Source organism: Vibrio sp. 1-1(7), from assembly GCF_013048485.1.
GTDB classification, from domain to species: domain Bacteria; phylum Pseudomonadota; class Gammaproteobacteria; order Enterobacterales; family Vibrionaceae; genus Vibrio; species Vibrio fujianensis.
On record NZ_VHSP01000001.1, the window covers coordinates 614513 to 639898 of the forward strand.

22 protein-coding genes are annotated in these 25386 nt (G+C 43.6%); 12 read left to right on the forward strand and 10 right to left on the reverse strand.

What is annotated here, in order from left to right; translation table 11 throughout:
• Window positions 1-56: 56 nt before the first annotated feature.
• A complete protein-coding gene (locus tag FKN05_RS02925; protein ID WP_342747987.1) occupies window positions 57-1016 on the reverse strand; it encodes a DUF2860 domain-containing protein in 960 nt (319 codons plus the stop codon).
• Between the two features lie 259 nt (window positions 1017-1275).
• Here FKN05_RS02925 and FKN05_RS02930 point away from each other — a divergent pair, with 259 nt between their 5' ends.
• Window positions 1276-1896, forward strand: a complete 621-nt coding sequence (locus FKN05_RS02930; protein WP_099612506.1) for a TetR/AcrR family transcriptional regulator — start codon at window positions 1276-1278, stop codon at window positions 1894-1896.
• A 114-nt stretch (window positions 1897-2010) separates the two neighbouring features.
• Window positions 2011-3765, forward strand: coding sequence for a glycoside hydrolase family 36 protein (locus FKN05_RS02935; RefSeq protein WP_170886873.1), 1755 nt, complete (start codon window positions 2011-2013; stop codon window positions 3763-3765).
• A gap of 7 nt (window positions 3766-3772) precedes the next feature.
• On the opposite strand, the gene FKN05_RS02940 is transcribed toward FKN05_RS02935, so the two are convergent.
• Window positions 3773-5065 carry an ATP-binding protein gene (locus FKN05_RS02940; RefSeq protein WP_170886874.1) on the reverse strand — a complete coding sequence of 431 codons (1293 nt, stop codon included), beginning with the start codon at window positions 5063-5065 and terminating at the stop codon, window positions 3773-3775.
• A gap of 9 nt (window positions 5066-5074) precedes the next feature.
• A complete protein-coding gene (locus FKN05_RS02945; RefSeq protein WP_099612503.1) occupies window positions 5075-5773 on the reverse strand; it encodes a response regulator in 699 nt (232 codons plus the stop codon).
• Window positions 5774-5943: 170 nt separating this feature from the next.
• Between FKN05_RS02945 and FKN05_RS02950 the strand changes: the two genes are divergently transcribed.
• From FKN05_RS02950 to FKN05_RS02970, 5 genes are all read left to right on the forward strand, one after another.
• Window positions 5944-7119 (forward strand): hypothetical protein, encoded by a 1176-nt coding sequence (locus FKN05_RS02950; RefSeq protein WP_099612502.1) that lies wholly within the window; start codon window positions 5944-5946, stop codon window positions 7117-7119.
• Window positions 7109-7762, forward strand: coding sequence for a hypothetical protein (locus tag FKN05_RS02955; RefSeq protein WP_170886875.1), 654 nt, complete (start codon window positions 7109-7111; stop codon window positions 7760-7762). The genes FKN05_RS02950 and FKN05_RS02955 overlap by 11 nt, the downstream gene beginning before the upstream one ends.
• Window positions 7763-7933: 171 nt before the next feature.
• Window positions 7934-10735, forward strand: a complete 2802-nt coding sequence (locus FKN05_RS02960) for a TolB (RefSeq protein ID WP_170886876.1) — start codon at window positions 7934-7936, stop codon at window positions 10733-10735.
• Window positions 10736-10932: 197 nt separating this feature from the next.
• Window positions 10933-12273 (forward strand): cytochrome ubiquinol oxidase subunit I, encoded by a 1341-nt coding sequence (locus FKN05_RS02965; RefSeq protein WP_170886877.1) that lies wholly within the window; start codon window positions 10933-10935, stop codon window positions 12271-12273.
• Window positions 12270-13262 carry a cytochrome d ubiquinol oxidase subunit II gene (locus tag FKN05_RS02970; RefSeq protein WP_099612498.1) on the forward strand — a complete coding sequence of 331 codons (993 nt, stop codon included), beginning with the start codon at window positions 12270-12272 and terminating at the stop codon, window positions 13260-13262. The genes FKN05_RS02965 and FKN05_RS02970 overlap by 4 nt, the downstream gene beginning before the upstream one ends.
• 60 nt (window positions 13263-13322) lie before the next feature.
• On the opposite strand, the gene FKN05_RS02975 is transcribed toward FKN05_RS02970, so the two are convergent.
• Window positions 13323-14516, reverse strand: a complete 1194-nt coding sequence (locus FKN05_RS02975) for a class I SAM-dependent methyltransferase (protein ID WP_170886878.1) — start codon at window positions 14514-14516, stop codon at window positions 13323-13325.
• A gap of 138 nt (window positions 14517-14654) precedes the next feature.
• Between FKN05_RS02975 and yccX the strand changes: the two genes are divergently transcribed.
• Entirely contained in the window at window positions 14655-14930 is a 276-nt protein-coding gene (yccX, locus tag FKN05_RS02980) for an acylphosphatase (RefSeq protein ID WP_099612496.1), read from the forward strand.
• A gap of 36 nt (window positions 14931-14966) precedes the next feature.
• On the opposite strand, the gene FKN05_RS02985 is transcribed toward yccX, so the two are convergent.
• The 3 genes from FKN05_RS02985 to FKN05_RS02995 all read right to left on the reverse strand — a co-directional run bounded on the left by FKN05_RS02985 (window position 14967) and on the right by FKN05_RS02995 (window position 17338).
• Window positions 14967-15296, reverse strand: coding sequence for a TusE/DsrC/DsvC family sulfur relay protein (locus tag FKN05_RS02985; protein ID WP_161427459.1), 330 nt, complete (start codon window positions 15294-15296; stop codon window positions 14967-14969).
• A gap of 119 nt (window positions 15297-15415) precedes the next feature.
• On the reverse strand, window positions 15416-16075 hold the full coding sequence (locus FKN05_RS02990) for a Bax inhibitor-1/YccA family protein (protein WP_099612494.1): 660 nt from the start codon (window positions 16073-16075) through the stop codon (window positions 15416-15418).
• 240 nt (window positions 16076-16315) lie between these two features.
• Complete coding sequence (locus FKN05_RS02995) at window positions 16316-17338, reverse strand: amino acid ABC transporter substrate-binding protein (RefSeq protein WP_170886879.1); 1023 nt, start codon at window positions 17336-17338, stop codon at window positions 16316-16318.
• Window positions 17339-17522: 184 nt separating this feature from the next.
• On the opposite strand from FKN05_RS02995, the gene FKN05_RS03000 reads away from it, so the two are divergent.
• The gene (locus FKN05_RS03000; RefSeq protein ID WP_099612492.1) at window positions 17523-18461 is read left to right on the forward strand and encodes a precorrin-2 dehydrogenase/sirohydrochlorin ferrochelatase family protein; all 939 of its coding nucleotides are present in this window, start codon (window positions 17523-17525) and stop codon (window positions 18459-18461) included.
• A 40-nt stretch (window positions 18462-18501) separates the two neighbouring features.
• On the opposite strand, the gene yidA is transcribed toward FKN05_RS03000, so the two are convergent.
• Window positions 18502-19308 (reverse strand): sugar-phosphatase, encoded by an 807-nt coding sequence (gene yidA / locus FKN05_RS03005; RefSeq protein ID WP_099612491.1) that lies wholly within the window; start codon window positions 19306-19308, stop codon window positions 18502-18504.
• Between the two features lie 216 nt (window positions 19309-19524).
• Here yidA and queE point away from each other — a divergent pair, with 216 nt between their 5' ends.
• The 3 genes from queE (at window position 19525) to FKN05_RS03020 (ending at window position 21300) form a co-directional block, all read left to right on the forward strand.
• Window positions 19525-20193, forward strand: coding sequence for a 7-carboxy-7-deazaguanine synthase QueE (gene queE, locus FKN05_RS03010; RefSeq protein ID WP_170886880.1), 669 nt, complete (start codon window positions 19525-19527; stop codon window positions 20191-20193).
• Between the two features lie 11 nt (window positions 20194-20204).
• Window positions 20205-20891, forward strand: coding sequence for a 7-cyano-7-deazaguanine synthase QueC (gene queC / locus FKN05_RS03015; RefSeq protein WP_161430796.1), 687 nt, complete (start codon window positions 20205-20207; stop codon window positions 20889-20891).
• Between the two features lie 184 nt (window positions 20892-21075).
• Window positions 21076-21300, forward strand: a complete 225-nt coding sequence (locus tag FKN05_RS03020) for a hypothetical protein (protein WP_099612488.1) — start codon at window positions 21076-21078, stop codon at window positions 21298-21300.
• Between the two features lie 78 nt (window positions 21301-21378).
• Here FKN05_RS03020 and FKN05_RS03025 read toward each other — a convergent pair whose 3' ends face one another.
• Window positions 21379-21927: an MSHA operon transcriptional regulator gene (locus FKN05_RS03025; protein ID WP_161426990.1), complete on the reverse strand. Its 549-nt coding sequence runs from the start codon at window positions 21925-21927 to the stop codon at window positions 21379-21381.
• A 580-nt stretch (window positions 21928-22507) separates the two neighbouring features.
• Entirely contained in the window at window positions 22508-25318 is a 2811-nt protein-coding gene (locus tag FKN05_RS03030) for an Hsp70 family protein (RefSeq protein WP_099612486.1), read from the reverse strand.
• Between the last annotated feature and the right edge of the window lie 68 nt (window positions 25319-25386).

A 25386-nucleotide genomic window follows, 5' to 3' on the forward strand; every position in this document is an offset into this window, starting at 1 on the left:
GATTGATTCCAACCTATGGAGGGGCTTTTAAAACACCAGGATAGAAATCGGATAAACTACCACTGGTAGTTTAAACCCACGGAAAGAATACCTTCTTTTTGATCGTAAAAATCAATATTTGAATCTGATTTTTTAATCCCAGCGAATGAGATTAATGACCAATTCACCCACTCCATGACATTTGTATATTCATAAGCGATGAATAAATTGATATCCTCATCTTTTCGTTTGGTTTTAAATACGGGGTTTATTGTGTCGTAGTCACGGCCACTTATGCCCGCAGTTAGCGCCAATTGATGACGTCCTAAGAATTTAAAGTAACTCAGCTCTGCGCCATATTCTTTGAAAGAGTTAGCGCTACCTTCAGCCTTCGCATTAATGAAAGAGACTCGAGGTTTGATCATGGTGGTGTTATCTAACCCGTATTTATAATCTGTTTTGAAATAAAAGGCGTCAACATCTCGTCGAAGCGCTTGATATTTTTTACCCAGTACGTCGTTTTCTATATCTTTGGTCGCATGAGCGAGATCGATGGAAAATTTAGAGCCACCGATGTTTTCTACTTTTACACGAAATGCATTTCCATCTTCATCTGTACTTTTTCGTTCTCCCTGTCGCTGATATGGATCTTCCCATACTTCTCCCGACATAATGGTTGGTAGTATCGATAAATCAATAATCATGCCTGATAAGAATTGATACTTATAACCCACTTCGAACGCTAATGTACCTGTAGCAATATCTTCTCGTGAGGTACCAGCATAAATTTGTTGATGTAAATCTTGTCCAAAAGTGTAACGCATACTTCCTAAAGGTAGCAGTAAACCGCCACTGACCGCTTTATTGGTTGTATCTAAACGATCAAGTTTTTTGTTGTCATCATGCGTATTCAAATTTGATTCTACGGAATAAAATCCAGTACTAAGCGATAATTCGCCAGTCAATCCGTCTATGGTTGCCAATTGCGCCCATGCAGAGCTACTTATTAATCCTAAAACGATAAGAGAAGATTTCATGCACATAATGCCTCGCATAAGTTTGTATGAATGATTGTTTATATACAGAGCTTATATTGTTTTATAAAAAATCTTTTAAAACAGTTGGTTAATATGTGTTAAGTTGTTTTTCGTTTGCTTGGTTTTTAAATCTTGTTGCTCGAAAATTTGGTTGTGCGATTATGCTTAAGCACACAAAAAAAGTAAACTTATAAGTATACTTTTTTTGTGTGCTAGCGTTAATGTGAAGCAAAGAAGAGTAGCAAGTGAGAAATATCTTATGAAGTTAACAGAAAGAAAAAAATTAGCATTGCTTGAAGCCGCTATCGCTGAGTTTATCGAATATGGTTTTCATGATGCAAATATGGAAAGGGTTTGTAAAAGAGCGAACACCTCAAAACGAACTTTGTATCGACACTTTGAAAGTAAAGAGCTTTTATTTTCCCAAGCGATTCGAGAATTAGTCAGCGGTGAACCGAAAGCGATCTCTTTTCAATATCGGTCTTCTGAAAGTTTAGAGAAACAACTGCGAGATTATTTGCATAAGAAAGTGGTAAAAATGTATCACCATGTTGGTCTACCGGTTATCCGGAGGATTGTCAGTGAATTCATCAGAGAGCCGGAACTGACTGCGAAATATTTATCAATAGTTGATGGCTCTGACGTGGTGTTACAACAGTGGATTATAGACGCAATGGAGGACGGGCGTATTCGACATGGTGAAAGCAAACTCATTGCCATGATGATGATCAGTCAATTTCATGGTTGTTTTTTATGGCCGCAGTTAATTGCTAACTATGAACTGCCTGATGCGACCAGTCAAATTAAGTTACTAGATGAAATCACAAGAGTGTTTCTTTGTGCTTATGCGGTTAATGAAAGCCACGAAAAAGGGATTTAGTCGAGGGTCGGAATCATTTGCAACCAGGTACTGGGAAAGTGTGAACCGTATAACGATATGTGAGGCTCATTCACTACACACTATGGAATATGATTAATTTTCTTGGCTGAACTGATGATAACGTTGACTTTACCATATGATCGAGAAATTGAATTACTCGAACCAGATTTAAAGGCTCAATTACAAGGTCACGAACTGCATTTTTCTTATTGTGGAGGCAAGGCTAAGCCCTTAGCTGAGCAGTATAGGCTGTTTCGAACAGTATTGAATGTCGATATGGATGCTCGGGTGATTGGCGATGGCTTTCAAATGTTGTGTCAAACATCGGGGACGTTGAATTGCCCTATCGATATAGGCCGTTGTCCAGATAATAGCCTTAGTTATCGAATTTATCCGAACCATGCTAATAAGCGTTATTACAACTATTTTGTGGTTGAGAATAGAGATGGATACCTGTTGTTTGGTTTTACCTCTTGCCAGCGATTTGCAGGCTATTTTGAATTGATCAATGAGTTAGGAAAAACTTATTTAGTCGCATCAATTGATGGGGAGCGCATCGATCCCAGTAAGTGGACTGATCGTACTTTAGAGTCGGTCGCTATTTTGCAAGACGCCTCCTTATCGACCATCTATCAACAGTATGCCGAGCTTATCAAAAATCATCATAAACCACGTGATGGAATAACCAAACCAGCGCCCATTGGCTGGTGTTCATGGTATGCATATTATGCTGATGTGAATGAACAGAATATCAGGTCAAATCTTGCTGTCATGAAAGGTGAGTTGGCGGATTTAGAGTGGGTGCTATTGGATGATGGGTATCAAGCTTTTATGGGAGATTGGTTGACACCTTCAGCAAAATTTTCCGGTGGGGTGAAAAATCTTATCCAGGAAATTAAACTGGCTGGGAAAAAGCCTGCAATATGGCTTGCTCCATTTATTGCTCAACCAGAATCCAAACTTTTCCAGCAACATCCCGACTGGTTTGTCAGTAATGCGCATGGACAGCCACTTGAAGCTGAAAAGGTCACTTACGGTGGCTGGCGCTGTACGCCTTGGTATGTATTGGATGGTTCTCATCCGCAGGTTCAGGCTTATTTAACTCACGTGATCAAAACCATGCGAGAAGAGTGGGGCGTTGAGCTGTTTAAGTTGGATGCTAATTATTGGGGAACGCTAAAAGGGAATCGTTATCTATCGGGAGTGACTGGGGTTGAGGCTTATCGGATGGGGATGCGAGCGATAGCTGACGGTGCTGGTGATGCTTGGTTATTGGGGTGTAATGCGCCGATGTGGCCATCGCTCGGCCTGGTGGATGCAATGCGAGTATCTGATGATGTTGAACGTCATGCTTCTCGTTTTGAGCAAATTGCGAAAGAAACTTTTTATCGTAGTTGGCAGCATCGTCGGTTATGGCAAATTGATCCAGATTGTGCGACTTTTCTCTCATTACCGAACCAAGCAACTGACCATGCCAGTTATGAATTTCACCGCAATGTTCTTTTGGCCTGTGGCGGTTTCTTATTATCGGGTGATCCGCTGCCGGAATTGTCTCCTTTTGCTCAAGCAAGTCTTCAGAAATTAATTGTTCGCCAGCAACAGACTCAAGCGTCGTCGACATGGATGTCTTTGGCGGTGAATCATGCCCGATTAACTTTAACCCCTCACCATCAATTACACTGTTTATTTAACTATCAAGAGGAGGCGGGTACATTTGTCTTGACGGCGACTCAACCTGTTCATTGGTATGATTATTGGAGTGGTAAGGCGCTGTCGATAGAGCCGACGTCAGTATTTGAAATTACGCTGGCGAATCGATTAAGCAGTTGCGCGATTATTGCTTCTGTTGAGCCTTTTTTTCGTGATTGAATGGAATTTATGCCGATTTGACGTTGCCATTGCTTGGTAAGGTGAATTCAAAACAAGCTCCGCCTAAACTTTGGCTCGAGGTGACGACTAAATGCCCATGATGTTGACGGGCGATCTGTTCAGCGATCGCTAATCCTAATCCAAAACCACCACTGGTTTTATCTCGGGCAGAGCCGACGCGATAAAACGGTTTAAAAATGTGTGGCCAATGGGCTTCGGGGATCCCGGGGCCATCATCTTCAATGGTGATTTTCCAATTCTGATCGTCACTGCTTATGTTTAGCCTAACTTGACTTTTTGCATAGCGAGAAGCATTGCGTACCACGTTGGAAATTGCCCGGTTGAATAAATTACTATCGACTAACGGTATTGGCCAGTGCTGTGGCGCTTGTAATTCAATCGGGACTGGTGACTCAATTTGCCATTTTTCGATTTGTGTTGGCAGCCATTGTGCTAGGTCGAGGCTAATGAAGGTGAGTGGCGTGGTCTCCATTTTTCCTAAGCGGAGTAGCTCGTTAATCATCTCCTCGAGTTCATGGATGTCATCTTCGATGCCAGCAATGTATTTATCTTTTTGTTCTGGTATCTCTTGCAACATATCAAGCTGGCACTGAATGCGAAATAGCGGGGTGCGCACCTCATGAGCAATTGCGTTAGTGAGCATTTTATGACTTTCTATTAGCTGAGAGATTTTATCAGCCATGGCATTGAAGCTGCGGTTAAGCGTCCCCAATTTCATCGAACCGGTCTCTTTTGCTCGAATGCTCAAGTCACCTTTAGCTAAGGCTTGAGTCACTTGTTCGAGGTGTTTGAATCGCCACATAAATAGTTTCATCATCAACATGCTGTATACGGCAAAGCAACCCATTAAAACCAGGAAAATCGCCCAATCTTCGATATCTAAAGCAATCCAAATTTCGGCTTCTGGATCACGATAAATATGATAGATGGTATCGGTAGGTTCAAAAATAAAGATAGAGCCATCGTCATCGTTACTATAAACGTGATGATTAGCTAATTGTTCTTTCACTTGAGGTGTCAATAACGGTGAGTCTTTAGACAGTGGCTCAATGAGAAGCCAGTTAGCCTCGATCATCGACTGTAGTTTTTCTTGCGCGATTTCAATGCCCTGTTGATCGGCAATAAACTCTAAAAGCTCAAGGGTACTTTGGATTTGTTGACTGTGCGCCACTAAGTCAAGATCAGGAGAGAGCCAGTCATCAATAGTGACATAACTGACTAAAGTAAACATAAAAATACCGACCAGAGCGAGATACAGCTCTAAATAAAGACGTTTCATAGTCTCCCTTTATGACCAGTTTTCTGGGACAAATAAATAACCTTTACCACGCAAGGTTAAGATACGTTTTGGGACTGAGGAGCTGTCACCAAGTTTACGGCGTAAAATGGCCACTTTATTGTCGATGGTTCGATCAAGCCCATCGTATTCAATTCCACGAGTTTCTTTGACTAAATACTCGCGTGATAGTACTTGCTCAGCATGACTCGCCAGTAACCACAAAAGGTCAAACTCACTGTCGGTAAGTACAATATCTTCCCCGGCGAGAGAGCATTGACGAAGTTTGTGATTGATACTGAGCTGCCCAAAATGAAGTTGATGATCATTGTCTGGATGCGCTAACTCGGTTTGTTGCTGGCGGCGCAGCAACATGCGGATTCTCGCCAGTAATACCCGAGGTTTAATCGGTTTATTCACAAAGTCATCGGCACCTAATTCAAGAGCGGCGACATGGTCGATGTCATCGTCACTGGCGGTTAAAAAAACGATTTTCCCTTTGTAGTCGTTACGAATCTCTCGACAAATCGATAAGCCGTCTAAACCGGGTAGCATCAGATCGAGAATCACTAAATCTGGCTGAATTTGCAAAATCAGGCTGCTCGCTTGCAGGCCGTCGTGAGCCAGATGAACCTCAAACTCATTATTTTCCAAATAGCTAGTCAGCAGCTCTGCGAGCTTTACATCGTCTTCAATAAGTACAATTTTCATAAGTGAATCATCAGTTAAAAATAGCGTGGATACAATAGGGGCGGACAAAACGGTACATTATGTGGTGCTGTGTAAGGCTTGCATACATACGCGTACAAAACATGAGTTGTGTCACAAAAAGCAAGTAACTATAGTTCGGGCCAATACGTTAATAGTACGAGTATCGTTCCATGAATTCTACACAATCCTATGAAAACCGTACGCGTTTAGTCGGTCTCGACTTTTTACGCGGCTTGGTCATTTTTATGGCCATCTTTGAACATTATACGGGGTATTTAAACTATTGGTATGTGGATTTTTTCCCTAAAGAGAGCGATTTTTATGAGACATTATATCGTTCACATTTACCCATGTTGGGGCAACTTGTCCCGATGGACAGTTTTACCGGACAAGTCTCAGCGTGGTTGATCCCTTGGGTGAGTCAAGTCTATTTGGCGTTAGCGGCCTTTAATCTTTCGGCGCGATCATCTGAACATATGCGGGCAACACTGGTGAAAAAACTGGCTCTATTTTTGAGCATTATTTTTGTGTTGTATATTGAAGGTTTTATTATTGCGCCTAACTTTGGTGAGGCAATTTCATTTTATCCAGTCATGCTATGGATGACGCTACTGGCTTTTTTCTCTATTGTTTACGCCTTTTTTGGTATCCGCGGCATGGTGGTGTTGACCGTATTGAGTACCATTGTCAGTCAGTTGGGTGTGACATCATTACTAGAGCATGCTGAACTATGGATGCAAACCCATGTACACCCAGGCTATGAGTTGGATGCGCGGTTAGACCTGTTTATGGCCAGTGGGTGTTTTGGTTTCCTCTACGGGTGGGTGTGGCATCATTACGCTGAAAAACGTGATGCGCTGAATAAACTTGTATTGGGTATTGCGCTGGTGGCTTTATCGCTTTATTTCTTGAATGGTCAAGCCGCGACGATTGATTTGCATGATGTCTATGCAGAAGAGCATGCCTTAGCAGAAGATACCATTGGTCGTCTCGGGATTTGGGGCACGGAATTTTTAGTGATTGGTTTAATTTTAACACTGCATCAAGCTGGGGTCCGTTTAAGCTGGCGTCCTCTTAATTGGATTGGCATGTACTCATTAACCGTGTTTATTTTCCATAAGTCGATTTTTATTTTCTTATGGGGACCGCTACTCACTTGGGCTTCAGCGAAGATGGGAACGACCTTACCGAATAATTTCTTGCTGATCTTTACCTTATGTTCATTATCGGTTGGCATCATTTATCTATTTAAACGCTCAGGCATTATTTGTCATCTGATGGGCGATCATCAAGATCAGATGTGGAAGGATGTTTACCGTCAGAAAAGGCTACCCGATGCTCAATAAAACGATGATTCTAGGTTACCAAACTATCGTCGTGTTCACGCTGACCCTATGGGTCGGCGTGGTGCGTTGTGATGAGTTTAGCCTTGGGGCCAGTTTTGGTATTGATAGCCCTGCGGTGAGTTCATCAACCAAATGGGAGTGGTCACCGAGCATTGCTTACGAAAAAGAGACGGAGTTTGGACTGTTTTTTGCTCAGGGAGGTGAAGCGGGGTTGGCTTTACCTATGCCTTATTGGGACAAGGCTTATTTTACCGTTGGCCCAGTCTTATTGAGCGAAGAGCAGGGCTCATCACGAATCGGTTCAAGTTTGCGTATCGGGTATTTATTTACTGAATCATTGTCTGCCTCATTAGCATGGCAAAAGGATTGGTCAAATGCCGTTGGAGCACAGTGGCTGATTGATGGCTCCTATCAGCTTAATGATGAGTGGAGTATCAATGGCTGGTCTCGCTATGCGGACAAACATAATCAAGCGTTACGTGATGTCTCTGGGACTTGGCGTGATGTCGGCATGAGTGTTGAATGGGAAACGCCGTTTTTATCCAATTGGGTGAGCTCGGTGGAGGTTGGCGTTAATCATCAAGTCGATAGGAATTTTACCGAGCCGGTGCTGACTTGGAGTGTACGTTATCTGTTTTGGTAATCATCCTTTACCACGATTCATTCTGCATACTTTGTCATTGAGGTCAATCGGTGTTAATGCACTTGCTTATGGGGTTGGATTCAGACAAAACCATACATTTCATGACTGACTGATTTTGATGTTTATCTTTATAATAAATACGGTTAATCACTAATAGGATCGCTGTTTACTATGTCGAAAACATGGGCACTTTCTCCGATTATGGGCCTGATGGCTTGTCTTGGACTTCATTCTCCTCATGTGTTGGCGGAGCCTGTTGCTTGGGATCAAGCCGGGCAGATATGGCAAACTCAGCAATCGGCGCACTTTATCGTGCATTTTCGCAGTGAACTTGCTAGTAGTGCAGCGCGCGCATTAGATATTGCGGAGCAGGTTCATCAAGAGCTTGCGACTCAGTTTTCACAAATGCCAGTGGAGAGAACTCATCTCACACTTGTCGATGATTATGATTACTCTAATGGCTGGGCAACGCCACTGCCTTACGCACAGATACGTCTGATCATCAATCCACCTAGCGATGTGAATGGCTTAGAAGGTAATGATGAGTGGCTGCATTTACTGATCCGTCATGAATATACCCATATTATCCATATGGAAATGAGTGATGGTGCTGTTACCATTGGACGAGGCATTGTCGGCCGTCATCCCTTTTTATTCCCACATGCTCTTACCCCCTCGATGCTATTGGAAGGTTTGGCGGTCTATATGGAAAGCCAAAACGATCATGGTGTGGGTCGATTACACAACAGTCACTTTGCAATGCAGATGCGTATGGAAGTGGCGAGTGGTGAGTTAGCCGATATTGAACAAGTGGTGGTGGCGAATAAGCGTTTGCCCTTTGGCAGTAACTATTTGTATGGTGCTTATTTTGTTCAGTATCTAGCCAAAACCTATGGTGAAGAGTCTGTTCAGGCCTTTTTAACCGATTACAGTGGCTATTTGGTTCCGGGACTTTTCTTAAATCTCAGTGCTAGACACATTTTTGGGAAAGATTTTTTCGCGCTTTGGGAAGAGTTTCGTGCCGATTTGAACACGCAGTTTGCCGATCAACTGACTTCGAATACGTCGTTCACTTACCATGAACTCGATGCTCAGCCATTTGAGTATTTGTTAGCCCATGACAATGACACATTACTCGCTTGGCGTCGAAATGGCGATGATCGCGCTAACCTTGCTCAATGGGATGCTAAGCATGGTCAATGGCAGAGCCTGATCAGTACCAAAAGCTTAACCAGTATCGACTCGCATCCGACGCAAGGGCTAGTGGTTTCGCAGATCAATTCGTATGTTGATGGGCGTGTTTTTAATGATCTGTATCGTTATGTTGATGGTCAGTGGCAGCGTTTAACTGAGCAGCAACGCTTTGCGCAAGCACGTTGGAGTAACGATGGGCAAAGCATTTTTGCGGTCCGTCATCAGCAAGGTCTGGCTGAGTTATGGCAAATCGAATTAAACGGCAAGCAAACTCAGTTGTGGCAGGGTGAAGCCAATTGGGTATTAGGCGATATGGACGTCTCACCAAACGGTGATATTTATGCCACAGTGAAAGCGCCTTTTCAGTCGTGGAATATTATGCGTTTTGATCAGCCAACGCAAAGCTGGATGGCGGTCACTGAAACCGCCGCTACTGAACATCAATTGAGCTTTACTGCGCAAGGCGATTTACTGTTCAGCGCCGATTATACTGGGCGTTATCAGATTTATCGTCTTGATTTGCAAACCAATATCGTTGAACAATTAACCGCAGAAATCGGCGGTGCATTTTCACCGCAATCTGGGCCTGAAGGGATTGTTTATCAAGCGTATGAGCATGATGGTTACCATCTGCGTCGTGTAGAGAATCCGCAAGGACTTGCCGATATACCGCTATCGACGCTACCGGTGGCCAACACCGTGAATGCGGCTCCGATAGCCACGATTACTGCTACAGAGAAAAGTCAGCCAACAGGATACTCGCCATTATCGACGTTAGCGCCACGTTATTGGGTGCCGGTATGGCAGTCTGATGATAATCAATCGTTATTTGGTGTTGCTACTAGTGGCTCCGATGTATTGGGTCGCCACCAATATGACATCATGGCGGCATGGGACAGTAAAAATGCGTTTGCTGCTTATCAACTTGGCTATCAATACGATAACCGCTGGCAAGCGACACTAAGTCGTGAACATGAGTTTAAATTTAACGCATTAACGGGTAAAGATGATCGGATTGTTCGTCAGGATGATTTCACTCTGCAGCGTAACCATTTATGGCATGCGTTTGATGACCACTTAAACGTTGGTGTCGGAACCTATTGGCAGAAAGAAGCGCTGGTCAAATCTCCTCAAGGTTCTCACTATGCGGATGCAAGTAATGAATGGTTGGCCGGTGGTGCGATTCAATGGGATAACCGTGAAGGCTTATTGAATATCCCCGGTTACGCTTGGGGACATTACGCTGACTTAGTGTGGGAAACCAATATTGACGGTGACTACTCAGGACAGAAGTGGCAAGCACAATGGCAGGCGAACTGGGATTTACCCGGACGTTTACGCTTAACAACGCATTTGGCCGCCGGTTATGCCGATGCTAAAGCTAAACCTTTTGAACTTGGTGGTTATACGGGTGACGAAGCACAACTTTATGGCCGAAATGAACTTAAACTACGCGGTTATGGTTCTGCGGCGCAAGTGGGCCAGCAATATGCCACACAAAGTATTGAGCTAAGCCGTTTGCTGTATCGCGCTGAGCGAAACTGGGGCTTATGGCCGATTGGTTTAGGTGACATTTCTGCGACCGCATTTGTTGATTCTGGTTCCAGTTGGAATTCTCAGCAAAGCTACAGTGCATTAACGGGCATCGGTGCTGAGTTACAAGTCGATGCGATCGTTTTGTATGGTAATGCGTTACCGATTCATATTGGATATGCCCATGGTTTAGACAGTAAGTTGGGCAAAGATGAAGTGTACATTAAGCTCGCGGCTGAGTTTTAAGAGAGAAAAGAGCCTGTATGCAAACAGGCTCTTTTCTCATCAGTCATTCATCTTTTGTCACTATTTTCATTCATTCGATACATGTTTTTTCTCGGACATAGCATCTAAAATTGATATAAATCAATTTTAGATGCTGTCTAATTTAGATAGCGTCAATGTTGATACCCAGTAGGGCTAATCAAATTGAGGAAAAAACGATGTTAGATACCCTCATGTTGTCGCGGCTCCAGTTTGCAGCCAATATCAGTTTTCATATCTTATTTCCTACGATAACAATTGCGTTAGCGTGGATCATGGTGTTTTTCAAATGGCGTTTTGTTCGTACTCAAGCTCAATTATGGCTTGATCTGTACTATTTTTGGGTCAAGATATTTGCGCTTACTTTCGCTCTTGGAGTTGTCTCTGGTATTACCATGAGTTTCCAATTTGGTACCAACTGGCCGGGTTTTATGGAAAAAGTCGGTAATGTTGCCGGACCATTACTGGGTTATGAAGTGATGACCGCTTTCTTTATGGAAGCCACTTTCCTTGGTGTGATGCTGTTTGGACGGGGAAGGGTTCCAGAATGGGTGCACACCTTAGCCACCGTACTGGTTGCGATTGGTACTTCACTTTCTGCTTTTTGGATTTTGGTTCTCAATAGTTGGATGCATACGCCAACGGGTTATGAATTAATCGATGGTGTTGTGCATGTGACTAGTTGGAAAGAAGTAATTTTGAACCCTTCCATGCCTTATCGTCTCGCCCACATGTCACTTGCTTCGTTGCTCACTGCCAGTTTTGTTATTGCTGGGATCTCGGCTTATCAGTACCTGCGTAATTCACAACTTAACGCCGCCAAAGTGGGCATGAAAGTGGCGATTATCCTAGCTGCTGTCAGCATTCCGGTGCAGATTTTGGTCGGTGATTTACATGGCTTAAATACGCTTGAACATCAGCCTGCGAAAATTGCCGCGATGGAAGGAGTCTGGGAAACAGAACAAGGTGCGCCATTACTGCTTTTTGCTTGGCCTGATGAAGTGGCACGCAGTAATCATTTTGAAGTCGGGATCCCTAAATTAGCCAGCTTCATTTTAACCCATGACTTAAATGGTGAAATTCAGGGCTTAAATGAGTTTGCGCCAGATCATCCTCCGGTCAAGCCTTTATTCTTTGGTTTTCGGATCATGGTGGGTGTCGGGATGTTGATGCTCTTGGTGAGTTGGTTCGGTGCTTGGCGATTGCTACGCCAACAATCACTACCGAAAGCTTACTTATACACTTTAGTCGCGATGACCTTTTCTGGTTGGGTAGCAACCTTAGCGGGTTGGTATGTGACAGAAATTGGTCGTCAGCCTTGGTTAGTGCAAGGGGTATTACGAACCTCAGATGCGGTAACGACGGTGGCGAGTAGCTCTGTAGCCACGTCATTAGTGATGTACTTAATTGTCTATGCGGTCTTGCTGGTGGCTTATATCCATACCCTGTTTTATTTAGCCAGACAGTTTTCATCGCCCACCGAAACAGTCACGACTAGTGAGCAAAAGGTATCACCATGATCACACATCTACCTGAGATTTATCTATTACTGCTGGGCTTTAGTGTCTTTATGTATGCCGTGCTTGATGGCTATGATTTAGGCGTTGGCATTTTATTACCGCGTAATAATGAGCCGCAACGCGACCGAATGATCGCTTCGATTGGCCCTTTTTGGGATGCCAATGAAACGTGGCTAGTGCTAGGTATTGGTATTTTATTAATCGCGTTTCCTGCCGCTCATAGCTATATCCTTACCGAAGTTTATATGCCGGTCGCCATTATGCTGATCGCCTTGATTATGCGAGGTGTGGCGTTCGATTTTCGTGCCAAAGCGAACGCCGATCACAAAAATCATTGGGATTTGTGCTTTAAAACGGGTTCATTGCTCGCGGCCCTGACCCAAGGTTACATGATTGGTCGCTATGTGATGAGTTTTGAACAGTCCACACAAGCGTATGCCTTTGCTCTGCTCAGCGCGTTGTGTGTCACAGCGGCTTACGTGTACATTGGTGGCGCATGGTTAGTTTTAAAAACTGAAGGTGAGTTACAAAAACGCGCGGCATATTGGTCGCGTCGCGCTGGCTGGTTAGCGGCATTAGGTATTTTAGCGGTCAGTGTGGTTAATCCGTTATTTAATCCGATGGTGGCTGAGCGTTGGTTCAGTTTTCCTGAGATGTTACTGTTGGCTCCGGTGCCATTAGTCGTGTTAGCAACCATTTTTATGGTTGATCGTTATTTAAGACGGGTGCCGGTAGAGAATGATATGGGCGTGCAATGGCCATTCTTTGGAGTGATGTTGATTTTTGCTCTAAGTTTCCTTGGCTTAGCTTACAGCTTTTTCCCAGATGTGGTGCCTGGGGTGATGACAGCGCAAGAATCAGCCGCGTCTACTGCCAGCTTGTTAGTGGTCGGGATTGGGGTCGTGATTGTTATGCCGATGATCTTGCTTTATACCTTCGTTGTCTATCGGATTTTTAAAGGTAAGGCGACAGACTTAAGTTACAAGTAATCGCATTTAGTGGTATTGGAAAAAATAATGGCCTCGAAAGAGGCCGTTATTTTATGGTATTTACATCACCTTGCAGGCAAAGCCTTTCAGATAAAAACCTTCTGGGTATGCGGTATCAACGGGATGATCCGCCGCTTGTTCGAAGCGTTCGATAAACTTCACATCGCGACCGGCATCCAGCGCTGCATCAGCAATGATTTTTTGAAACAGGACTTGATCCATTAAACCCGAGCACGAATAGGTGAGTAGGGTGCCACCCGGTTTTAAAATTTGCATCGCTAGCATATTAATATCTTTGTAGCCACGACAAGCACCGTTCAGCTGAGCTTTAGACTCGGCAAACTTCGGTGGGTCCATGATCACCACATCGAATTGTGTGCCTTGCTCTCGGTATTCGCGCAGCAGTTTGAATACATCGGCATTCAAAAACACTGCGCGTTTTTTGCTAGTATCAAATTCATTGAGCTCGGCATTCATTTTTGCATTATCGAGCGCAGGTTGTGACACATCAGCATTAATTACGCGCTTAGCGCCACCTTTTAAAGCATATAACCCAAAGCCACCGGTGTAAGAGAAGCAGTTGAGTACTTCTTTATCTTTAACGTATTTCATCGATTGCTGACGGCTATCGCGTTGATCAAGATAAAAGCCAGTTTTATGGCCACCAACAATATCAACACGAATTTTAATGCCATTTTCTTCAATCACCACCACCTCTGGTGGAACTTCTCCGTGCAATACACCAACGCGCTCTTCTAAGCCTTCTTTCTTACGCACGGCAACGTCTGAGCGTTCATAAATATGACAATCGGCAAAGCAGTGTTTAAGGGCCGTGATCAAGTGCGGTTTTTGGTATTCAGCACCGGCACTGAGTAGCTGACAGACTAAATAGTTATCATATTTATCAATCGTGATCCCGGGCAAGCCATCCGATTCGGCAGCAATTAGGCGATATCCAGTGATGCCGTCACGCTCAATCAATTCGTCGCGCAGTTTTTGAGCCTGCTGAATACGTTTGATAAAAAAATCACTATCAATGCTTTCATTGTTAAAGCTCCATACACGAGCACGAATTTGAGAGTGGGGAGAGTAAGCCGCTTTCGCTAACCATTGTCCATCATGCGTGTAAATATCGACCGTTTCACCAAGTTGTGGATCGCCTTCAACTTTGCTAATGCCACGAGAAAAAACCCAAGGATGTTTACGACGTAAAGATTTATCACGACCTTTGACCAGATAGATTGCTGGAGTCATAGAGCTACTCATATGTTTCATACAAAAGAGCGCGTATTGTCATGTAACTGACGATGAAATGCAAACAAGGATCACCCGTGATATATACTATAGTTGTTGATTGTTTTTTATCATTAAGAGCTTCAGCAAGGAGGTGTTATGGTCATCCAATGTGAAAAATTTACAGTCACAGGATTAGTACAAGGCGTTGGTTTTCGTTATCACACCGCTCACCAAGCGCTCAGCTTGGGCTTAACCGGATACGCTAAAAATTTAAATGATGGTGATGTTGAGGTGATTGCTTGCGGTGAATCAGGTAAAATAGGCGAATTTTTTGAATGGTTAAAACAAGGGCCGAACAGTGCCAGAGTGGATCACGTTGATCGCATTACATCGATCATTGACACTCCTTGTCAAGGTTTTCACATACTTTAGAGACTAAGCCGCTAGGGCACTTCGTGGCCCTCTTGATTACAAGCACTTGGCTGGTTTTGGTAAACCGGCGAGTTTGGTCGCTTGTTTGGCTGGGCCTTTGGGAAACAGTTTAAAAAGATACTTGCTGTTTCCTTTCTCGGGGCCGTGCTCTTTCTCCATGGCTTTGACTAGCATTCTAATCGCCGGCGAGGTATTAAACTCGACATAAAATTGCCGTACAAAATGAACTACTTCTAAATGAGCATCACTAAGTATGATGCCTTCTTCTTTCGCTAAATGGGGAATCATACCTTCTTCCCAAACCGTATGATCAAGTAAGTAGCCTTGTGAATCTGTTTCGATACTTTTACCGTTATATTCAAACATCGCGAGTTGCCTAAACTTAAAGTGAGCATAGGGTAATAGAGAGAAAGAGAGAGCTCAAGAAAAATAAAAGCCCGAAAGCGATTTTCGGGCTAATGAATCATGTGGTTAGCGCAGAAGGATTAGTCGCGCATAATACCAAGGATGCTTAATAGGCTGATGAATAGGTTATAAATCGAGACATACAAGGTGATAGTTGCCGAAATATAGTTGGTTTCACCACCACGGACGATTTGTTGTGTTGTGAGTAAAATTGCACCAGTAGAAAATAGTACAAACATTCCGCTCATCGCTAAATACAACATTGGCATTTGTAGGAAAATGTTAGCAACCATACCAATGAGTAGTACGACAAAACCTGCCATTAACAGACCACCTAAGAAAGAAAGATCTCGTTTGGTGGTGAGTGCATAAGCGGATGCGCCCATAAAGGCAAGAGCCGTGCCCCCAAGAGCAGTGAGGACGACATCTCCCATTCCTGCGCCGATATACAAATTGAGAATCGGCCCAATGGTATAGCCTAAAAATCCAGTGAATAGGAAGGTAAAGACTAAGCCTAAACCATTGTTACGGTTTTTCTCTGTCAGGAATAATAGCCCATAAAAACCGACTAACATAATCAGTAGACCAGGCCTTGGTAAGTTCATTGCCATAGAAATCCCAGCAACAACCGCTGACCATAATAATGTCATGGAAAGCAGCGCATAGGTGTTTCTGAGCACTTTGTTGGTTTGTAAGGCACCGTCATAAGACGAGGTGCGTGAATACATTGGACTGTTCATACTCTTCCTCATAGAAGCTGTAGTTAACTATGTAGACAGTAATGGGGTGAAAAGTTCACTATTTCAATCCCATATCTGTGTTTTTGTTTACGAGAATAATAATCAAAAAGCGCGAATTAAGTGTGAACAAGTTGTAACATGATATTACTTGCGTTCGCTATTCATACTAGAACGGGACGCTCGCGCTTGTGAATAGGTAACCTTATTCTACGTTAAAATAGACGTAATAATAAGAAACTTTTAGCGTATTGGCGGGGCGTATATAATTCCTCCGGCGTTCCAAAGAGCATTAAGTCCACGTGGAATGGCTAGAGGAGAGTCTTCGCCGACATTACGTTGAAAGCTTTCATCATAATTACCGACTTGTTTAATCACTTGATAAGCCCAATCGCTATTGAGGCCCAGTGGTTGTCCAATGTCGCCTTCAACGCCAAGTAGTCGTCGTATTTCAGGGTTGGTTGATGTGCGCTTTTGGTCGACGTTGGCTGAGGTAATGCCGAGTTCTTCGGCGTTAATCATCGCGGCGAGTGTCCAGCGAGTGATATTTAACCAGCGGTCATCGCCTTCTCGTATAACGGGGCCAAGAGGCTCTTTGGAAATAATTTCCGGTAGAATAATCGCCGAATCGGGTTTGGCTAAGTTAAGTCGTAACGCATAGAGCCCAGATTGATCCCCGGTGATAGCAACGCAACGTCCTGCATTGAAGGCGCGGGCGATTTGTATTGCGGTATCAAAAACCACGGGTTGGTAACTCATGTTGTGATGGCGAAAATAATCATCCAAGTTCAATTTGGTGGTGGTTTCTGATTGGACACAAATCGGTTGATTATGAAGTTGACTGATTTGGGTTATGGTGGATTTTTTATTAACCATAAATCCTTGCCCATCATAAAAATTAACGCCAACAAAGTTGAGTCCCATTGTGGTATCTCGCTCAAATGTCCATGTGGTATTGCGAGAGACCACATCAACCAGCCCCGATTGTAGAGCTTGGAAGCGTTCACGAGCGGTTAACGGGATAAATTCGACTTTATTTTTGTCACCTAATACTGCGGCAGCCACGGCGCGACAATAGTCCACATCTAAACCTTGCCACTGACCTTTGCCGTCGGCATCGGAAAATCCAGCCAAACCAGTACTGATGCCACAAGTGAGCTTCCCTTTGGTTAGTACTTGATCTAACGTTGATGGCGATGCAAAAGCGATATGAGTTGTGAACAATAGCGATACAGTACAAGTCAAAATAGCCAATCGTTTTGCCATAGGAATTTCCCTCTTTGAACTAAAGTGCTTGGTCAACTTGCCGATCATTATAAGCGTAGATAAGAGAAGCCACTTCTACCAAGTCAAATTAATGTTAGATTGCTTCAATAACCTCTCTACTGTTGGTATTGTTTTTTTGTTAGCATGGCGTGACCGAATCAAATAAAAAGGTAGCAGACCAACAATGCGCTATTTCCCCTTGTTTCTTGATTTACTGAATAAAGCCGTACTGGTCGTTGGTGGTGGTGAAGTGGCATGTCGAAAAATTGAAACGCTACTGCGTGCAGGTGCTTATGTTACGGTTGTTTCTCCACAAATAGCGTCACCAATTCAAGTATGGGTTGAACAGGGGCGTTGCCAATGGGTGAAAAATTTTTATTCTTCACAGTTCGTTACCAAAGATTACCGACAGGTGTGGGCGACCACCGATAATCCTGAACTTAATCATCAAGTCTATCGTGATGCGACTGCGGCCGGTATTTTAGTTAATGTGGTCGATGACCAACCGTATTGCGATTTTATCACGCCCTCAATCTTGGAGCGAGGACGCATTCAAATTGCTATTTCGAGCGGTGGCGCTTCTCCGGTATTAATCCGTAATGTCCGAGAAACACTGGAAGCCGTTTTACCACAAAATCTTGCATTATTGGCCGATTTTGGGGCCTCAAAACGTAATTCGATTAAAGAATATTTACCCACCGTCGATCTCCGACGTAAATTTTGGGAACATTTTTTTGCGCAAAATGCTGTGAAAAATGCCACCAGTCGTGAAACATTAGAAAAGTGTTATCGAGCTGCACTTACGGAAGAAATTAACGAACGTGGCGAAGTCGTTTGGATAGAATATGGTGCAGATGTTGAACTTTTACCCCTAAAAGCATTGCGTTATATGCAGCAAGCAGAATTGGTTTTATTTGAGCAGGCATGCCCTTATGACTATGTTGATCTTTGCCGACGTGACGCTGAACGTGAAAGTTTTAATCATCCTGGGCAATTGAGTAAACGCCTAGTTGTGGCGAAACAAGCACAGCAAAGTGTCGTAATATTGGTCTCTGCTGATAAGCATGAATATTTATTATTACAGGGGCAAGAGCGAGTATTAAAACAAGCCAGAGAAGGGTAACAAGGATAACGATACCGCGTTACCCCATCTGTGAATACGGTTAGCGTAGAGCAAATTGTTCAATAGCGACTGCAACGCCATCTTCATCGTTGCTCAAGGTAATATGATCGGCAATCCGCTTGGTTTCTTCCATAGCATTGGCCATGGCAATGCCGAGCCCGGCATACTGTAACATATGATGATCATTTTCAGCATCGCCCATACAGATCACTTCTTTGGCATCAATGCCTAAATGGTCGGCTATCGCTTTAACGCCGATACCTTTATTGCTTTTCGGGTTAAGAAATTCAAGGAAGAAGGCCGCACTTTGTACAATAGTATAATCTTGATGTAATGAAGACGGTAATTGACGGATTGCGGCGGTTAATACTGGAGGTTCAGCAACCATCATCGCTTTGATAATAGGATGGTCATCAGATAATTGTTCGAAGTCCATCTCAGTAATTGGCAAATGATTAATCGTTGCTTCAACTTCTGTATATTGGCTGGTTTTTGGCGTAATTAACCCGTGAGTTTGACTAAAAGCGTGGGTATTAACCCCAAGTTCTTGAGCTAAGCGAGCCACCATTTTTGCTGAGCGGCCATCAATGATTTGTTGATAAATAATATCACCGGTTCCCACATTCTGTACTATGGAACCATTGTAGTGAAGTACATAGTCATCCTGTGAGGTAAGGTCTAACTCTTCCAGTTTACTGCGCATCCCGGCCAGTGGGCGGCCAGACGCCAGAACAACGTAAATGCCCTGTTCACGAGCTTTTGCAATGGCTTGTTTGGTACGTGATGAAATCTGTTTTTGGCTATTAAGCAGGGTGCCATCCATATCAAGAGCGATCAATTTGTACATGTGTTACCTAATGTGGCTGAATCGGACGGATTAAAGTATGACAAGATACGTGTTTTCTCTGCAAACTAAAAGTAAACGTGTGTAACTATTGAGCGTACAATCAAATTCTAACCTTGTTTTTTTCTTTTATTCATCCGGTTTTAAATTGACCAGACGAAACGCATCCATTAAGGTCTGCGACCTGAAATTGATAATGATAGATTAGGCACGTTGATTTTGTATAAAGTAAACGAAATATTTGAGACCATTCAGGGTGAAGGCGTTTTTACCGGGGTTCCTGCTGTCTTTGTCCGCTTACAGTATTGTCCGGTTGGCTGTGCTTGGTGTGACACTAAACAGACTTGGCATGCGCTCGAGCAAGATCAGCGTAGCATGGAACAAATCATGGTAAAGCAGGGGGATAGCCCGACATGGTGTTCGGTGTCTGCTGATGAAATTATTTCGCAATATCATCGGCAAGGTTTTTCAGCCAAACATATTGTTATTACTGGTGGTGAGCCGTGTTTTTATGATCTGTTGCCATTGACGCAGGCGTTTGAAGCTATTGGGTGCCAATGTCAAATTGAAACCAGTGGCACCTTTGAGGTTCGAGCCACCGAGCATACGTGGGTGACTGTTTCACCGAAAATTGCCATGAAAGGTAAATTACCGGTGCTAAATACGGCGTTAGTGCGAGCGAATGAAATCAAACACCCAGTGGGAACAGAAAAAGATATCGAACAGTTAGATGCTTTGTTAAGTCAAATGGTGCTACCAACCTCGACGGTCATTGCTTTGCAACCACTAAGTCAAAAGCCACGAGCGACGCAATTATGTATTGATACATGTATTGCTCGTAATTGGCGGCTATCGATTCAAACTCATAAATACCTAAATATTGCATAGAGGATAACAACATGAGCAAAGCTGTTGTGGTGTTCAGTGGTGGGCAAGATTCAACGACCTGTCTCGTTCAAGCGCTAAAAGAGTATGATGAAGTACATGCCATCACGTTTGACTACGGTCAGAGGCACCGGCTGGAAATTGAAGTGGCGCAAAAGTTAGCGATGAAATTAGGCGTGAAAGCGCATAAAGTGATGGATGTCACTTTACTCAACGAATTGGCTATCAGTTCTTTGACGCGTGATGAGATTCCAGTTTCGCATGAACGACAAAGTAACGGCTTACCTAACTCTTTTGTACCTGGACGTAACATCCTGTTTTTAACGTTAGCGGGTATTTATGCTTACCAAATCGGGGCTAATACCGTGATTACTGGTGTTTGTGAAACCGATTTTTCTGGTTATCCTGACTGTCGTGATACCTTTGTTAAAGCAATGAACCATGCACTTGTTCAAGGGATGGCAAAACCATTAACCATTCGGACACCGTTAATGTGGCTCAATAAAGCCGAAACATGGGCGCTGGCCGATCAGCACCAAGCTTTGGAATTGATTCGCCATCAAACTTTAACTTGTTATAACGGAATCATGGGGGACGGGTGCGGAGCTTGTCCATCTTGCGATTTGAGAAAAGCGGGGTTGGAGCAATATTTGGCAAACAAAGCCGTGTGGACCAAGTCGTTACTTACTAAGGTCTGTTGATCTTTCGCGATTAAATTTTGTTCGAAAGGTCAACTGCCCCTAAACAATCGAGTAAAAAGAAGCAATCACGGAAATTTGCCACCATAAATAGCGAATCCCCTGTATGTAAAAACAGTATTTTTGCTTGACAAAGAAACCAACTGTACTATGCTGGATATATAACCAGTGGTAAAGGAGGTCATCTATGTTATGGGAGACATTAGAACGAGTTAACCGCCTGCGCCAACAGGCGATGTCAGATCCAGAATTTGTGGCGTCAGCCAAAAATCATGAGGAGACGTTAAAGTTTGTCGAACAAGAATTTGAACCTAAACGCAGAGGCAAAGCTAAGTCTGTAAAAGACAAAAAATTAGCCGATATTTATAAACAAACAGAATTTAGTTATAACCCTTCTGGTATCAAACATTGAATATGGTACGCCACATTATTTATAGTGTGGCGTACTCTACTTTCGGTGATCAATCTGTTTTTTTCGTGAGATGATGCGTCAAAAATCGGCTTTAACCACGTAGTAAGGGTTTGTTGGCTGGTTAATATGCTTAAGTTCAGAGCGAACTAAGCGATTCCATAACGATTTATCAAAGGTCGCTTTGGGAATCGAAGGATAAAGCGTATCAAGCTCTTCATAAGCATAACGCAGAAACTCTTTTTTCTTAATCTGGTTATATATTTTGAGTACTTGATTATGATGCTTTATCCATTCGAGCTTAAAGGCACGTAAAGCTGGCTCTGCTTGCTCGAGAGGCATGCGAGATAAATAGATTCGTTTGTAGGCAACCTTTCTGTCTATCATTGTTAACATGGTGGTTTGGATATAACGACCATGATGTGTAATCGAAATATCTTGTTCTGAAAAAGGGGACAGACACCAACCTTTTGGTAAAAACGTGGCGCTTTTATACTGTTGATTACGGAGTTTTATTGCGTCATATAAAACAATATCTGATGTGCCACGAAAGGTTGCTTGCCATTTCGCTATACGAACTTGAATTGAACCCGGTAGGCGGAATACGTGCATAAATTTATCTTGCGTCATAGCGATATATTGATCCAGTAAGTTGTTCTAACGATGAAATAAATCTTACCCAGTATTTTATATAGGGTGAAAATACGTTAATACTGACCGAGCCAAACTGAGCACACTCGTATCCCTTACTAATTGGAACAGCACGGACAGCAACTCCGAGCCATTTGGGTCTATCCCTTGCTACTTGAAGCTACGGGGCTACGTTCGTTCACCCCAATCAAATAGACTGTCTATGCTCATGGGGGACTCGCTCACTTGCCGCCAACCGGCAACGCTAAGTTGTTTGGGTATAGAAGATTATTATGATGTGTTGAGTGTGGAGCGTTATTCTACACGTAATATGTTTCAATACCCAAGTAACTTTGACATTCTTCTTGCTAGGGTCTGTTGACCTTTCGCGATTAAATTTTGTTAGAAATAAAAGCGTTTGTAGCTCCTTTCTACGGCGTTATCGGCTTCTCAGGTAGAATAACTACATTTCAAAGCCTCTGCCTTGTATAAAGAAGCCACAAACTGCTGCAAAAATCAGCTCGAAAGATAAACAGACCCTAGTTAACTCTTCAGTTTTAGATGGTTCGAATATATCTCTTTAATGGCTTAGTAAGATGAGTCCACTAGGTAAGGTATCACCAAAGATTCGTTTTGATTCGCTTATAGAGAGTTCCCCAATATGATCGATTAAATTGAGCCATGATACGGGTGTTTTACTCTGTGTCAGCTTCGTTATAACTTTTTGGCGAATATCATCATTGATATCCAACGTTCTATCGCCTGTTTTTCGGCAAATCATGACACAAGCAAAGGCAGCCATCGGTTCCGCTTGCCAGTCTTGCTCAAGTAGCTGAGGTAGCCATGGTTCCACTTGCTCCCTTGGAATTACCGTATGTTGGCTACCATAAAGTGGTGTTCGAGAGGCTAATCTTCCTACCGCCCACCAATGAGCTTGTGAAAATGGGTGCTGGTGGCAAGCTTTACTTAAAAACCAATCTGCCAATAGTCTCTTATCTTCAACCTCTAAGTGCTCAAGAGACGCCGCAAGGCGAACCATGGCTTCGTATCCCATCTCTTGCCCGGCCTTCATGGTTTGTGGGTTTTTTGCTGCGCCCGGATGAAGATATTTAGCAATATCTGCTAGAATGGTTTCCTGTTGCTCTTGGTTGAGCCCTCCGGCGATACGACGCCAGAACACCCACCAATCACTCCAACCTTGATGATTTTGAAATTGAATACCTTGTTGATAAAGTCCCCACACTTGTTCGATGCGCCATGCATCCGTTGCAGCACCGAAACCCGGACGGAGGGTAAAACCTGCTAAGCGCAACCAATTTTTCTCATGTTGTTCTGATCGACGGCGACGTTTACGTCCTTGCGCCAAGGTATCAAATAGATGGCGCAAGGTTATGAAATCCCATTCATCGCGCTTGCCTAACCTTTTTTCGAGTGTTTTAGTTAGAGTTTTTATCTCCTTTCCATCGTCACTATTTTTTTTATTGCCACTGTAAAGACGTGATATCAGCGCTTGACACTCGGTTAAATGAGTTGAACTTGCTGGTGGTTTTGTGTCTTGTGTTTTTTGGTTACGCACCTCAAACTCTAAAGCCCAGCGTTTTTGATCATCGTCAAGGCTAACACATTCCATTTTTAACGTACCGACCTCGGTTAATTGGCAGGCGAGTTGAACGGCCACTCGCTCTTTTTGGTTTGCTTTTAATTCTGCGCCGTCACTTTCTAAAGTAACAATATAGGGAGGGAGAGGGGAAAACATATCCGGATCAATCTTAACCATAACGCCATTGTTAACCGCTGTTTTTTGCGCTAGCGTGTCATGAGTTGAAGTAAGTAAGTTAAAGCGTACCGGCTCGCCAAGGGTTAATGAAAATTGTCGGCCCGTTAAACGGATTTCTTGTCCTTCTTCTGTCCCTTTGGCTAGAAGACACAACGCATTACCCATTTTGTTTTTTTCTGGTAGATGAAGAAAATAAGAGCGAGCCGCTCCGCCGCCAATTTTAAGTTGTGCCCCGCGGCGAGCTTTTGCAAAGGCGACTGCACCAAGGGCTACTGACCAATCAGGATGTGGGTTATCGAGCAAGGTAATGGGTGCTTTTCGCCAATGTTCTAATAACTGGATCAGGCGATTGGTGATTAAATCGCTATTGAAAAGCCCACCATTTAATAACAGGCCAACAGGGATGGCAGGCTGGGTACTCTCTTGCTGATGCAACGCTGAGAGAGCGACAGACTGATGCTGATGGAGAAATTCGGCAAGGTGTTTACTGATTGCAGGATCGGCAACATAAGGAAGCCCAAACTCAACCACCGCCCGTCGTCGTTTGTCCGGACGTTGTGAAAAATCGCTTAAGGGAAAAAAACCATCTAAAGCAATATCGAGAACTTCTTGTTGAGTTAAGCTAATTTTTCTTGTACCGCCTAGTAGTTTTGAACCACTGCCAAGCATGGTGATGTTCGCGACTTCCGGAGCATTGGTGGCTAACAAGTTTTCCTTGGCCTGACGGGTTTGCTGGATGAGTTTAGTTAAGTTTGCCGCATTTAATTTCTGGTGTTGGTTCAATCGTTGTTCTGCCAAGTGCGCTAAAGCTAGATCAAGGTTATCACCTCCGAGCATCAAGTGTTCTCCGACACCGATACGATTGAGTGTTAATTCATCTTGTTGAAACTGTGCCTCAATCAAGCTTAAATCTGTTGTCCCCCCTCCCACATCACAGACTAAGATAAGTGGTAGCGTTTTTAGCTCTTGGAAGGCCGTTTTTTGGTGTCTGGCGTACCAGTCGTAGCAAACCGCCTGGGGTTCTTCCAATAGTTGGATTTTGTTTAGCCCAGCTAGCGCAGCCGCTTCTATGGTGAATTTTCGAGCGGTTTCATCGAAAGAGGCAGGTACTGTGATGATGACTTCTTGATTTTCTAATCGATCACTCGGATGGCGATAGTTCCAAGCTTGACGGATATGATTTAGGTAACTGGCACTGGCAATAATAGGGGAGACTTTCTCGACATCATTGCCCGCAGCCCAGGGTAATATGTCAGCAGTTTGATCAACGGTGGGATGAGATAACCAACTTTTCGCGCTTGCGACTTGACGTCCGGCAACTTTTGAACCTAACTCTCGGGCCCACTCACCGATAATGACTTGTTCAATGTCGCCGGTTACCGCTTGATGATCCCAAGGGAGTGTGAGATCTGAGCTGGCAACTTGCCCTTGTGCGGGATGATAACGAAAAGAAGGAAGTAACGGTTTGCGGACGACTTCACCGGGCCCCACCAATTGATCAACAGGAAACAAGGTGATTTCAGATTGTGACAAGTTGTCAGTAATTTCACAGAAAGCGACGACAGTATTGGTTGTACCCAAATCAATGCCGACCAAAAAGCGAGGAGAGCCCATAAGACATACCTTTCATCAGTTAAACAACGACATGGGTGAAGATGCCGTATTTCCCAGTTCGACTGATG

Bases quoted from the DNA above. Each gene is read 5' to 3' on its own strand.
- queC (WP_161430796.1), top strand. From the start codon at position 20,205: ATGAGCAAAGCTGTTGTGGTGTTCAGTGGTGGGCAAGATTCAACGACC.
- FKN05_RS02950 (WP_099612502.1), top strand. From the start codon at position 5,944: ATGAATTCTACACAATCCTATGAAAACCGTACGCGTTTAGTCGGTCTC.
- FKN05_RS02925 (WP_342747987.1), bottom strand. From the start codon at position 1,016: ATGAAATCTTCTCTTATCGTTTTAGGATTAATAAGTAGCTCTGCATGG.
- FKN05_RS03030 (WP_099612486.1), bottom strand. From the start codon at position 25,318: ATGGGCTCTCCTCGCTTTTTGGTCGGCATTGATTTGGGTACAACCAAT.
- FKN05_RS02975 (WP_170886878.1), bottom strand. From the start codon at position 14,516: ATGACTCCAGCAATCTATCTGGTCAAAGGTCGTGATAAATCTTTACGT.
- FKN05_RS02955 (WP_170886875.1), top strand. From the start codon at position 7,109: ATGCTCAATAAAACGATGATTCTAGGTTACCAAACTATCGTCGTGTTC.
- FKN05_RS02990 (WP_099612494.1), bottom strand. From the start codon at position 16,075: ATGAACAGTCCAATGTATTCACGCACCTCGTCTTATGACGGTGCCTTA.
- FKN05_RS02940 (WP_170886874.1), bottom strand. From the start codon at position 5,065: ATGAAACGTCTTTATTTAGAGCTGTATCTCGCTCTGGTCGGTATTTTT.
- FKN05_RS02930 (WP_099612506.1), top strand. From the start codon at position 1,276: ATGAAGTTAACAGAAAGAAAAAAATTAGCATTGCTTGAAGCCGCTATC.
- FKN05_RS03020 (WP_099612488.1), top strand. From the start codon at position 21,076: ATGTTATGGGAGACATTAGAACGAGTTAACCGCCTGCGCCAACAGGCG.
- FKN05_RS02960 (WP_170886876.1), top strand. From the start codon at position 7,934: ATGTCGAAAACATGGGCACTTTCTCCGATTATGGGCCTGATGGCTTGT.
- yidA (WP_099612491.1), bottom strand. From the start codon at position 19,308: ATGTACAAATTGATCGCTCTTGATATGGATGGCACCCTGCTTAATAGC.
- FKN05_RS02935 (WP_170886873.1), top strand. From the start codon at position 2,011: ATGATAACGTTGACTTTACCATATGATCGAGAAATTGAATTACTCGAA.
- FKN05_RS03000 (WP_099612492.1), top strand. From the start codon at position 17,523: ATGCGCTATTTCCCCTTGTTTCTTGATTTACTGAATAAAGCCGTACTG.
- FKN05_RS02995 (WP_170886879.1), bottom strand. From the start codon at position 17,338: ATGGCAAAACGATTGGCTATTTTGACTTGTACTGTATCGCTATTGTTC.
- FKN05_RS02970 (WP_099612498.1), top strand. From the start codon at position 12,270: ATGATCACACATCTACCTGAGATTTATCTATTACTGCTGGGCTTTAGT.
- yccX (WP_099612496.1), top strand. From the start codon at position 14,655: ATGGTCATCCAATGTGAAAAATTTACAGTCACAGGATTAGTACAAGGC.
- FKN05_RS03025 (WP_161426990.1), bottom strand. From the start codon at position 21,927: ATGACGCAAGATAAATTTATGCACGTATTCCGCCTACCGGGTTCAATT.
- FKN05_RS02965 (WP_170886877.1), top strand. From the start codon at position 10,933: ATGTTAGATACCCTCATGTTGTCGCGGCTCCAGTTTGCAGCCAATATC.
- FKN05_RS02985 (WP_161427459.1), bottom strand. From the start codon at position 15,296: ATGTTTGAATATAACGGTAAAAGTATCGAAACAGATTCACAAGGCTAC.
- FKN05_RS02945 (WP_099612503.1), bottom strand. From the start codon at position 5,773: ATGAAAATTGTACTTATTGAAGACGATGTAAAGCTCGCAGAGCTGCTG.